General features: G+C 49.2%; 8 protein-coding genes. 3 read left to right on the top strand and 5 right to left on the bottom strand.

From position 1 onward, the window contains the following. The first annotated feature begins 1 nt into the window (after nucleotide 1). Nucleotides 2-1,057, top strand: coding sequence for a class I fructose-bisphosphate aldolase (locus HYX48_05300; protein MBI2743314.1), 1,056 nt, complete (start codon nucleotides 2-4; stop codon nucleotides 1,055-1,057). A gap of 160 nt (nucleotides 1,058-1,217) precedes the next feature. Here HYX48_05300 and HYX48_05295 read toward each other — a convergent pair whose 3' ends face one another. The 5 genes from HYX48_05295 to HYX48_05275 all read right to left on the bottom strand — a co-directional run bounded on the left by HYX48_05295 (nucleotide 1,218) and on the right by HYX48_05275 (nucleotide 10,445). Next, nucleotides 1,218-3,065: an F-box protein gene (locus HYX48_05295; protein MBI2743313.1), complete on the bottom strand. Its 1,848-nt coding sequence runs from the start codon at nucleotides 3,063-3,065 to the stop codon at nucleotides 1,218-1,220. A gap of 252 nt (nucleotides 3,066-3,317) precedes the next feature. Next, a complete protein-coding gene (locus HYX48_05290; GenBank protein MBI2743312.1) occupies nucleotides 3,318-6,905 on the bottom strand; it encodes a hypothetical protein in 3,588 nt (1,195 codons plus the stop codon). Nucleotides 6,906-6,909: 4 nt separating this feature from the next. Continuing rightward, a complete protein-coding gene (locus HYX48_05285) occupies nucleotides 6,910-7,479 on the bottom strand; it encodes an NUDIX hydrolase (GenBank protein ID MBI2743311.1) in 570 nt (189 codons plus the stop codon). 35 nt (nucleotides 7,480-7,514) lie between these two features. Next, nucleotides 7,515-8,972, bottom strand: coding sequence for a HAMP domain-containing protein (locus HYX48_05280; GenBank protein MBI2743310.1), 1,458 nt, complete (start codon nucleotides 8,970-8,972; stop codon nucleotides 7,515-7,517). A gap of 66 nt (nucleotides 8,973-9,038) precedes the next feature. After that, nucleotides 9,039-10,445, bottom strand: coding sequence for a hypothetical protein (locus HYX48_05275; GenBank protein MBI2743309.1), 1,407 nt, complete (start codon nucleotides 10,443-10,445; stop codon nucleotides 9,039-9,041). Nucleotides 10,446-10,622: 177 nt separating this feature from the next. Between HYX48_05275 and HYX48_05270 the strand changes: the two genes are divergently transcribed. Then, nucleotides 10,623-11,321: a DUF2807 domain-containing protein gene (locus HYX48_05270; GenBank protein MBI2743308.1), complete on the top strand. Its 699-nt coding sequence runs from the start codon at nucleotides 10,623-10,625 to the stop codon at nucleotides 11,319-11,321. After that, complete coding sequence (locus tag HYX48_05265) at nucleotides 11,318-12,001, top strand: DUF2807 domain-containing protein (protein MBI2743307.1); 684 nt, start codon at nucleotides 11,318-11,320, stop codon at nucleotides 11,999-12,001. Before HYX48_05270 ends, HYX48_05265 begins: the two co-directional genes overlap by 4 nt. The last annotated feature ends 130 nt before the right edge of the window (nucleotides 12,002-12,131 follow it).

Raw genomic sequence — 12,131 nt, 5'->3', positions numbered from 1 at the left:
CGTGTCAAAAGAGAAGATAAGCAAGCTACTTGGACCCAAAGCAGATCTACTTTTGAACCACGTCTGCAAGACTGTGCCAAAAGAGAAGCTACACATTCCAGGACCAGACTGGATCGATCGCATCTTTGCACCGTCCGACCGCAACATCCGCGTTTTAAGAAGCCTTCAGGCGATGTATAACCACGGAAGACTTGCAGGCACTGGCTACCTCTCTCTTCTTCCCGTCGACCAGGGAATCGAACACTCCGCTGGCGCCTCCTTTGCTGCAAATCCCGACTACTTCGACCCCGAAAATATCATCAAACTTGCCATGGAAGGGGGCTGCAACGCTGTAGCCACTACACTCGGCGTGCTCGGCTCTGTAGCGCGCAAGTATGCGCACAAAATTCCCTTCCTCATGAAGTTCAACCATAACGAGCTTCTCACCTACCCAAACAAGCACGACCAGATCATCTTCGGTTCGGTTAAACAAGCGCATGAGATGGGCTGCGTGGCAGTAGGTGCAACCATCTACTTTGGCTCCGCTGAAAGCGACCGCCAGATTGTCGAGGTCAGCAAGGCCTTTGAAATGGCGCATGAACTCGGCATGGCAACCGTCCTCTGGTGCTACCTCCGCAACTCTGCATTCAAGACACCCGCTGCCGACTACCATGAAGCTGCCGACCTAACGGGACAAGCCAACCACCTTGGCGCCACAATCAAAGCCGATATCGTGAAGCAGAAGCTGCCCACAAACAATGGCGGGTTCAAGGCTCTGAAGTTTGGAAAAGAGACGCCCGACATGTACACCAAGCTCTGCACCGACCACCCGATCGATCTCTGCCGCTACCAGGTTGTTAACGGCTACATGGGACGCATCGGCCTCATTAACTCCGGCGGCCCTTCTGGCAAGGATGATCTAGCCCAAGCCGTAGAGACTGCCGTCATCAATAAGCGCGCAGGCGGCATGGGCCTCATTTCAGGCCGTAAAGCCTTCCAGAAGCCCCTCAAAGAGGGCGTAGAGCTCCTAAACGCCATCCAGGACGTCTACCTCTGCAAAGAGATCTCTCTGGCCTAACATCCTAATTCTCAAACGCTTAGGCGTCTTTTTGGAGTGCGGCGACCCGGCGCCGCTTTTCTAAGAGAGCGACCTGGCGCTCTCTCTTAAATTGAAGAAAATCGACAAGTCGATTTCAAGAAAAGCGGCGCCAGGTCGCACGCACTCCAAAAAAGAGAGTTTAGGAGCCGAAGAGGGCAGTCCAAAGCCAGCGGAAGCAGGCGCTGAAGGCGTCGAGGAGCTGAGTGAAGAAGGAGCGCTCAGGAGCTCTTTGTGGAGGGGCAGCTTGAGGAGGGGTTTGAGGTGCAGCCGGGCGAGGAGTTTGAGGTGCTGCAGGAGGTGCTGCAGGAGGCTGGACAAGTTGGGGTCTGACGGATATCAAGGGAGCAGGCGCTACGCGTGAGTGTTTGCGCTCCAGTGACAGTGAGGACTCCCTCAAATCTATCAGCGGTAGCGGAGTGATCCTGTCGCTCATCATTTGCGAGGCGTGGGCTTCAAATGTAAATGAGCGTTCACGTGCTTTTGAGGGGTCTCTCCAATCTCTCCACAATGATGAAGAGGCTCCCCAGGGAGTGGGGATTGCTTTTAGCATTCTTTCGGTAAACTCAAAGGGAGGTGCGCTATCTACGTCTGTAAAATCGGGCCGGATTCCTTCGAAAAGAGCTAGATTAAGATCGATACAAGTATCAGCGTCAAGAAAAGGATAAATTCTTAGAGTACCGTCAAATAGCTCAAAAAACTCAAAGGAGTTTTCTTTTTTAAGACACTCTTCGGATTGAAGAAGCTCTCTTCTCTCTCCAGTTCTTGTGTTGTAAATTGAAAGGGTCTTTCGTCCGAGCAGAAGCAGGTGCTCTTCGCCTAGCTTGCATAAATTAGCTCCCTTCTTTTTCCAATTTTGTTCAAAGTAGTCGCGTTCATCAATGGGTAGTATTTTGGCGGGCGTATTAGGTTTTAAAGGATTGAAGAGGAGCAGAGACTCTGTGAGTTTTTCATTCTGGTACTCGGTGACTCGCGCTACTACAAAATTCCGATCTATTCTCACCACTTGTCCAAAGCGTAGATCCTTAAATGCTCTTTCGCGAGACATTGTTCGAAGATTAAAAACTTCTGTAGAAAATCCCTCTGCATCGAGTTGTGGGTGTATTGATTGAGATGTAATTAAGAATACCCACTCTTCGAAGGAGGATGTCCAAGAATTTTTCCATGCTGTACAAGGAATGCTGCCCAGGGGCTTTCCTGTGTTGGGATCGCGCACTTCAAGTCTGTCCGCTAGAGGAATTACTAGCTTGTCATTTGAAACTATATATTCAAATAGGCTGGTTAATGCATTGAAGTCACCGCTTTCTGAATTAAGAAGTAGCCCCTCCGGGGGGGCGGAGAACTCGTCCGAAGAAAAGCCACTAATTCTGAACAGATGTGAATCTGTGGTGAGATCGCGTGATTGAATTCTAGTAAGAGCTCGAAAACCACCTGGACGGTAAGTCTGGAAAAGCTTTCCCTTAAATAGCTGGTAGTTGTTTGCTGGCGTTTTTTCTGTTCGAAACTCTCTAAGTATCTCACCAGTTTTAAAATGGCGTATGCGAACTCTTTCATAGTGTTCATCTAGAGGAGAGAGATACCAAGTGTGTCTTTGTGCATTTTCGGTAACAGTCATTACCATCTTTTGAGTAAAAATGGGGAGAGCAGCAGATATGGTGAAGCGCCCTGCCAGCACGTTGCGCGCCATCATCGCTTGCCAGTTTTTGCAGCGAGTTGGGATGTCGCCCTCTCCAGCTGGGAGCGAGGGGAAAGCGCGCTGCATAAGCCTATTCCAGCGCACAAAATCTGCTTCTCTTCTCCAGCTTTTGCAGACCGCTGCAAAATGGACGGGTTGGAGAGTCTGCTCAGTGAAGAATGTCTCGGCTCTTAGCAAGAAAGAAAAAATCTTGTTGAGAAGTTCAGCAGGAAGAGTGTCCGCGGGGCAGGAGTCTCCTGTGGGCTCTGCTATAGCGGGTCCTTTTGTCTCGTGTAAGACTAAACCTGTGCTCATTGATATTTCGCTCTTGTTTTGTCGAAAATTATAGCAATTTTTACAAAAAAAGTAAAAAGCTAAGGCCTTTCAAAATGAATAGTATATCGAAAAGCACCTAATTAAATTTTAGATTATATCTTTTTTGGAGTGCGGCGACCAGGCGCCGCTTTTTTCGAGAGCGACCTGGCGCTCTCTCTTAAATTGAAGAAAAATCGACAAGCCGATTTTAAGAAAAGCGGCGCCGGGTCTCCGCACTCCAAAAAAGAGGGGCTACTTGAGGATTTTGAGGAGCTGCTTGAGGGGCTTGTCCTCTTTGCGGACGCCGCTCTTCTTTTTGGAGGGGGAGGAGGGGCTGCTTCTCTTGCGCTCGGGGGTGGCTGGTTTGCCGCTCTCCCAGGGGAAGGGGTGTTTGGCTGGTGGGGTAGGCGAGTTGCTATCGGGCAGGGTTGCAAGCTTGCCCAGGAGATCTCCTGCGATTCCGGGTAGGCCGCCGCCAAGCGACTTCTGCTGCCAGATGAGGAGGGCTGCGATTTTAGCTGTTGCGGCCTTTGTATTGATCTGGACGTCGTTCATCTTGCCCTTCATCGGAATCTGCATCACATAGTCGGGGGGAAGGTCTTGAATGGAGAAGGCCTTGCTCAGGCACTGGCTGGTGAGTCCGAGGATCATGTCGACATTCTCATCGATCAAGTTGAGCTTGCCCCACATCGCCACTTCAAATGTTTGGGCGATGAGGATCTCTGTGCGCTCAATTATAGCGGCTCCCTCTTTTATGCTGAGTTCGATGGGTGCGAACCAGAGGTGGAGCTGCTTGTCTCCCGAAAACTGCTTTGATTTGAGCAGCCCTAACGTCACCTGGAAAGCTCCCTGATTCTCACACTGGATCTGGCCGAGCTCGATCTTAGCTTTGGAGAGCGACAGTTTTTTCCAGTTGTCTAAAGGAAGAGAGAATCCATCTGGTTGGACTTCAAGCGTTAGTGGGTGAGAAGAGGTGATCGACGAGATCGAGAGTGGATTGACCTCTTTTAACATTGGGCGTGTAAGCTCCTCTGTCATTAGCACCTGGGCGTGAATGGGCTCAGAAAGAGTTAGAACTCCACTTGTAACCACTCCTGCAATTGAAAAACGGCTGTTGGGGGATTTGAGATTGAGCTGGACTGGTCCCGAGCCATTCTTTAGAGAGACGTGTGCTTTGGCATCAAGCGCATTGCCAAATAGTGGAGCGAGTGAAGAGGAGTTAGTTAGCTGCGCAACGAGATCGAAGATCGAGCTGGGGAGCTGCTCGATGGTGGCATCTAGCTCAAGCGAGGGGCGTTTAAGGTCCGAACTCTCTTGCAGGCTGCCGATGCACTCGATCTTTCCTTCGGCTGCTTTCCCTCCTAAAACCTCTTTCGTTGAAACTTGTGAGGTGAGCTGGAAAGAGAGAGGCGAGAGCTTCTCTTTTTTTTGCAGCTTCAGGATGAGCTGATCAAATTTCACACTCTGCCCGCTTCCCTTCTCTTGGAAGGCGAACTTATCGATGCCGCCATTTGCGACGATCTGCAGATCTTTCCAGGATAGGTCTTTTGTGAGAGGGATGTTTAGACTTGAAATTGTGAAAGAGCAGATTGAAGGCTGAAGTAGCTCGACTGTTGCAGGAGTCTTTGCAAGCCAGCTTTTAATGCGGGAAAAACCCTCTCCATTCAGTGTAAAAAAGAGCTCCATCGGCTCGCCCACGAGAAAGAGGGTGTTGTTTTTTGCCGAGAGTGTCCCGTGCAGATTTAAGTTTGCGCTCGTTGCCTTTACTTCTACTTTTTCTTTTTGCGCCTCGAGGTGAACATTGAGGGTAGGACCCAGAAGAGAGGTAAAAGCATTCTGCTGCTGAAGCAGCTTATCGAAGAGAGAAACAGAGAGCTCTTTGGCATCGAGCGTTACTGTCCAGTTTGGAACGGGTGCTGCAAGCTGTTTTCCATCGAGTATCAGACTCAGGTTTCCAGCATTTACGTCTTGGAGGGAGAATGAGATGTTGGATGAGGAGTGAAACTCCGATTTTTTACTGTCGAGTGCGGCTTGAGTTGTGATGTTAAGAAGCGCGCAGGTCTCCTTCTTCTGGCTGCAGGGAGAGAGGCTCATCTGCATCAGCATCGATTTTAATGAGTTTATCTCCAAGCGGCCCTGGCAGCTATCGACGCTGAGAGGTCCGAACTCGCCGAACTTATCAAAGATAAGAGGCGAGCTGCGTAGATCGGCTTTAAGGGTTAACTCTTCGATCTCATTCACTGGAAATAGGAGCTCCTGGATGTTCATCTCGATCCAGCTTGGCTGCATAGAAAAAGCAGCGGGAAGGCATGCCGTTAATAGCTCTTTTGAAGGGGCAAATCGTAGAGTTGCTGGGCTGGTAAGCGTGAGCTTATCTGCGTAGGTAAACGTTGCAGGCGAGAGGGAGAAGTTGGGAGCGGTCATCTGAACAGTAAAAGCAAGAGCCTTCCGCTTTAACTTGAAAGAGCCGCTTGCATCGAGTGTGGCTCCGAGAAATGGCGCGATTTTTGATTTCTGTTTTGCGAGTTCTTCGATAACGCCTAAAGAGAGTCTGCTTGCGCTCCATGAGCCCTCTCCTGAGAGCTCAGGATCGAAGAGCGAACCGACCTTGCCCTGCGCCGATATAGTGCTTACAAAGCCATCGACTTTGGCAGAGAGAGCGAGATCTGCCTGCGCGCCTTGATCTAATCTCTGGCTAGTCACATGCAGCTCGAGTGAATCGAGGTCGATCTGCTGCGTGGTTGCCTTTGAGAGTAGGGTTGTGGGGGAGGTTTCAATGCCAGCTGTGAAGGAGAGCGATGCGAGATCGAGCTTCTCATCTTTGATGGGTAGCGAGAGTGAGGAGATAGTGATCGTGCTGTTTAAATTTTTTTTCAGACTTAATTCAGAGAGAGCAGGCGCGATCTTCACAAGCCTTGCTGCAAAGTCTGGAGTGAGGGTAAGAGAGATCTTGCCTGGAGCTAGAAGTGTGATGAGACCATCTTTAAAAGCTGTTTGCACGGCCGCTTGTAGTAGTGCTGAGCTTGCATTCAAGTTGAAGCTCAAGCCCGCTGCTGAGAGGTCTCCCTGCATCGTTAGATTGAGTGAGGGGCCGATCGCGCTTGTCAGAAGCCCCTGGTACTCGGGATGGGCAAGAGATAGAAGGGCGTCGAGGCCGCTTAAAGGGAAGTTATTGAATTCGCTTGAAAGAGCGATGCACTCGCTCGGAGCTACCGACTGCTCTGCAAGCAGGTGGAAGGTGCCCTGGATCTGCTCCTCTTTTGTTGAGCCCGAGAGGTCGATGCGCAAGTTGGAGCCAGGAGAGGGGAGATCTGCGTCTACTTGAAGGTTGTAGTAGCGCACGACAGGGATCTTATTGTTGTAGAGTGAGAGCTCTCCATCCTTTAACTTGATATGCCCAGAAACTGGCAGTGGAGAGGCCTTCCAGGATAGGGAGGGAACGAGAGACCCTCTCTGCATCCCGCGCTTATACTGCTGTCTGTAGGAGATCGTGGGGCTAATTGCAGAGGCTTCCATCGCCGCAACAGGGCGTGTGATCTCAAGGTCTTTAAACTCTTTTTTAAAGAGTATCTGGATAAGAGAAGCAGAGGAGTGGATCTCTTCGCAGCTTAGCCGCGCCTCTCCTTCACGTTCGACGATTTGAACTCCCTGAATCTTTTGCGGTCCCAGCCAGCTTAGCGAGAGCTCGTTAACGGCAATCTGATAGGGGAGTTTGCGCTCTAAATATGTAGTGATCTTCTCCTTTCCCCAGGAGGTGGAAAGAAGTGTGGGCAGCGCAATAATAGCGAGAATGAGAAGGAGAAAGATAAGAGCGAGTAGTGTGGGGAGTTTGCGTTTCATAGATCTATTTTCCATGTATCTTTAGCCAGCGCTCGTAGCGCATGATGCCAGCTATCGTCTTTGCGTCGCAGATAGTGCCGCTGTCGATCATCTCAAGTGCGAGTTTAAGGCTGACAGGAAGGAGGTCGATCCCCTCATCATCATCGGCCTCGAGATAGGAGGGGGTCAGCTCTCTTGCAATGAAAAAGTGGATATACTCTGTGCAGAAGCCTGGCGCGGTAAAGAAGCCTCCGAGGCCAATGAGCTCTTGGGCTCTGTATCCCGTCTCTTCTTGCAGTTCTCGTTGAGCGCAGACATCGGGCGGCTCTCCTGCATCTAGAGTCCCAGCTGGAAGTTCGATGAGGATTCTCTCTGCTGCGCGTCTCCACTGTTTAATCAGAAGAAGCTCGCCGTCTGAATTGATAGGAAGGATGGCAACAGCGCCTGGATGGAGAATGACATCCCACTGTCTCTGCTTGCCTTTTAGGATGAAGGTGTCGACGCGAATATCGAGCGTGTGTCCTTTGTGGACGATTCTACTTTCAACCTTTGTGCTCTTTTCCAGAGCAGCCTGTTTTTCTGATTTAGATTCCATGTAGGCGGGAGTATCGCACGGGGTGGCACCTCAAGTCAATCGAATGGCAGAATCGAATAGACGGTTACCATCTCTTCTCGGCCAGTGAGGGGCATCTGACCTAAGTTCTTATATTTAAACAGGTTAGGCGGAAGTGCTTTAAATGTATTTTCGCTAATCAGAATGTGCGCTTTCAAGGTTTTTGTAGCAAATTCAAGGCGGGAGGCGACGTTTACCGTGTCTCCAATCGCAGTGTACTCGGTGCGGATCTCCGAGCCGATGTTTCCTACGATTGCAAAACCGGTGTGGATGCCGATGCCCATCTCAATGCGCGGACGCCCCTCTTTCTCCCACTTATCGCAGAGTTTTGAGAGTTCTCGCTGCATTTCAAGAGCAGCAGAGACCGCGTTGATCTCTTGCCTTGCATCTTCAATCGGGGCTCCAAACTCGACCATCATTCCATCACCGAGAAACTTATCCAGCGTTCCATGGTTACGGAAGATCACCTCGATCATTTTTTCGAAGTAGGCGTTTAAGATGCCCACTACCTGTTCAGGGGGAAGTTTCTCAGAGAGGGTAGTGAACTGGCGGATGTCGGAAAAGAGCATCGTCACTTTCCTGCGCTCGCCTTCAAGTTTTAAATAGGATTCTGATTGCAAGAGCTTCTCCATGGCATGATGTGAGACATAGCGAGCAAAGCCTGTTTTTAAACGCTCCCGTTCTTGCAGGCCCTTAGCCATGTCGTTTATGCCCATTCCGAGTTCATTGAATTCATCGTGAGTTTTGAGTGTAACGCGCGCTCCTAAATCGCCCTGTTCGATTCTTTTCACGCACTTATGCAGGGTTCCAAGAGAGTGGGTGATGCCTCGAGCTAAGAGGTAGCCGAGTCCAATTGAGACTGCCGAAGAGATGGCAAGGGCTGTGATTCCAAACATGAGGAGTTTATGCAGCAGAACGAGGATATCGTTAGCTCTGATATCGGCTTCGACTGCGCCTACAATTTTTCCACTATTATCACGGATTGGAGCAGTCGCCATGAGCCACTGTCCCTCTACGTCGCTGATGAACTCTTCTGGAGCGTAGTATGACCGGAAGTGGCGAGCTAGATCGTAGCTAGGAGCCTCTATGTAGACATCTCCTGGAGGGGAGTAGTCCTTTCCGCTCTCTTCAGTGTCTACTACGTAAAAGAACTGGTCCGGATCCTCTTCAGACTGACGAAATGTGTAGAACCACTTAACGTAGATGTCATCTCGACGATTCGCATTGCGAGCCTTTTGGAGTTGGCGCCGGAGCTTTGCGTATTCTGGTAGGTTTACATCCTCTTTTCCGCGGATTTTTTCCAGCGCATCGCCATCGATGAACGCAGCTGCAGTTGCCGCAATGGAGAGGACCTTGCTGCTATACTCTTTGATGAACTGTTTCTTGGTCTCATTATAGACAACGCCGAGCGCGAGAAGAATGCTGATAAACGAGATGCTTAGCAGCGCAAGATAGAGTTTTGTACGATAGCGCATGATCTTTCTAAGTGCTCCTATAACGCACTTTTAGATCAATACCCTATTTAGCGCAATCATCGCGTCTTAGTCGACTTCTTCGACTATAGGATGTACCTCTTCATCTGCAGGAGGTCGAGGTGTGATCGCGCGCAACCGTTCGATGATTTGACTTGTTGTGGGAAGGCTTCTGGCATTTTGCAGCCAGTGTAATGCATTTTCAATAGTGATTTGATCTGGTTCTGTCGGATTTAACAAGAGCTGCAGAATTAGAGTTCCAAGTGGCTGGTTTCTATTTAGAAGTTCTCTTAGCGCTTGCTGCAGAGCTTCTAATTGTAATGAGGAATCTCTTTCAGCCTCTTTTTCAACTTTATATGCACCCAGAGCTGTGAGGAATTGTATCAACCGCAGATCCAAGATGAATGGGCTCATTGTGATCTCAGCTGAGCGTGCTACACGCACTGCCAAGAATTCTGCTACCTCTCCCAACGAAGTGAAGCGTTTAACACATGCATTTTCATGCCCATTGATATCTTTATGAGAATGGGAATCGAAGTAAACAGCCTCTGTTAGGCTCCCATTTTGATCCTTGTAAATTTGAACGCCGAAGCTCTCTCCTTGATCATCGGTAATGCCGACAAAAACAGAAGAGTTGCCCCCAGCCGCTCTTAATCTCTCTAGCTGCTGTAGAATTTCATTTTTGGCGCCTACATTAGAGAGGCGCACTGTCGTTGGATCTCCTCGCTGAAGAAGTGGAAACCAGTTGCTGTTATGAGCGTCGTAAAAACTTGTTATACCAGCTTCACTTTCCGGTCCTTGCATGCGAGGTCGGATCCCATCGCCATGTTTTCTTTGACCTTGTTCAAGCACTTCATCGATAAATGAAGCGTCAATATTATCTCCGTTCTGAGAAAGAAGAAGAAGAGCCTCTTGTGCGAATTGTAAATTGATCGCTGTGCAAGCTCTGTGATATCTCTCGTCTTGAATTAGAGGAGTGTTTCCCTGATGGTAGTTGCCATACACTGTCTTGAAGCCGAAGCTTTTCAGGGCGGGCCTTCCCGTTGAGGTTTTTAGAGCGCGAGAAAGAGCCGTGAAGTGTTTTTGGGTTAAACGTCCAACTTTAAGAAATTGTGGTGTCTGAGCAGATGTAGATTGACCCTGAGAGTTTAGAATAACCGTCGAGCGACCTTGGAAGTTGAGCTCTACCTCTTTTATCGCTTCCGGATTGGCTAGTGTGGGGTTCTCAGCCTGCATCTCTTCCCAGAGCTCTTTAAGACTACTTGCACAGATCTCATTCCACTCCTGTTGACTGTGGGCCATCTCGACGCCATCTCTTAAGTGAGTGACGTAGAATGACTGCGTTCCAAAGGTCACATAAGTGCCTAAAAGGAGAGGGGCGTAAGGGGTGCTGCTAGCTGCGGGAGTATTAGAACTACCTGGAGGAGTAGCCACTTCACTTTGTGAAGTTGGTCTTAATCTTGCTGTAACTGACATAGTTGTGAACCTTTAATAATTTATTTAAAATAATTTTATAACAATTTGTCTTTAATTTCAATAAATATAGCTTTGTATAAAGCATTGATCGTAAGCGTTTTGTGATAATTTTAAAAAAATAGTTGATGGAACAAGATTCATTGTCTACAGTGAGTTTTTTAAGAGGAAAAGAGCTCAATGCGCGCCTTCTTTTGTCTGTTTCTACCCTTTTTAGTTCAATTGAGTGCGGTTGAAGCCCGCACTGTTCTTATCTCCAAGAGTGTTAACTACATAGAAGAGATTGATTTTCAAGGGGTTGGGAAGCTAATTATCAGAGAAGGGGAGAGGGCAGGTCTTCAAATCGAGGGGGATGAGGAGATCGTCCACGACACCAAGATTAGGGTTCAAGCGGGTGCATTGAGAATTACCAGAAGAGACACAGGCTTCAGACAGCCCTCATCTTCTCTCGTATGTACAGTTACTGTTACCCACGATTTTCGTAAGCTTACACTCAAAGGAGATGCTCTTCTTGAGACAGAAAGGCTGGTGCTTCCTAATCTTCAGGCCGATCTTCACGACAGGTCTTCCGGCTTGTTATTCCTTACGGGGGGTAATTTCTCATGCAGGATCTACGATGCTGCGCGTCTCACAACTCAAGGAAGTGTGAAACGTCAAGAGGTTCTAGTAGAAGACATGGGAGAGTATCGCGGTGCGGGGCTTGATAGCAGAGTCTGCGAAGTGAAAGTAGTGGGGCAGGGGGTTGCTGATGTTGAAGCTGAGGAGAAGCTCTCGGCCTTCGTGCTGGGTCAAGGGAGGGTTAACTACACAGCGGAACCGCGAGAGCTCGAAAAGCGTGTTTCAGGAACAGGCCAGATCACATTGAGGTCTAAAACTTGAAGAGCATCATCTTTCTCATGATCTCTGCGGTTTCACTTGTCTCTGCTCAGACAAAGGCGATTCCCATCGAGGATGTCGACCAATTTTTATTCCAAGGAAATGGAGAGTTGGTCATTCAGCAGGGCTCCTCATCAGAGGTTGTGCTAGAGGGTAGTGAAAAAGAGCTTCAAGGAGCCTCCGTTTTTATCTCCGACCATATGCTTGTAGTTAAGGAGAAGCGTGGATTTTTAGATTTCTTCCGCTCTCGTCCTTCTAATCTTAAATGCACAGTGACACTGCAGGACCTTACCTCTCTTACTCTCGAGGGTGGATCTCGCGTTAAAATCGATGGTTTTAAAGTGCACGACTTAACAGCTATCGTGCGAGATAATGCCGAGCTCAACATGGATATCCAAGGTAACTCGCTAGCGCTCTATCTAATCCGCGATGGAGAGGTGACAGCCTCTGGTCATGTGGGCAATCAGAACATCTTGATCAGTGACGGAGGGCTCTATCGAGCTAGCGACCTTTCGAGCGAGGCGTGTGAAATTGTCCTTGAAGGATCCGGAGTCGCCTACGTGCAAGCCACCGAAACTCTAGATGCCACCATCACAAGCAGCGGAGTAATCAACTACTCCGGCAGTCCCCGCAAAATCCAGAGCAATATCACCGGCACCGGCCAGCTCCTCCTCAAACAGTAACCCGCATAGACGCGCGAAAAGACCCCGCCGAGAAAAACGGACATTAACGGACGAGTCACGGACAGGAAATGGACGAAAATGGACAGGCGGGCAAGAGAGAGGGAAGGAATTCTTTCTTTGGCGCGTGTCC

It is taken from the genome of Chlamydiales bacterium (assembly GCA_016185065.1).
Lineage (GTDB): Bacteria > Chlamydiota > Chlamydiia > Chlamydiales > Rhabdochlamydiaceae.
Note: the sequence above shows the minus strand (reverse complement) of the source record. Positions and strands in the feature narration are given on the sequence as shown.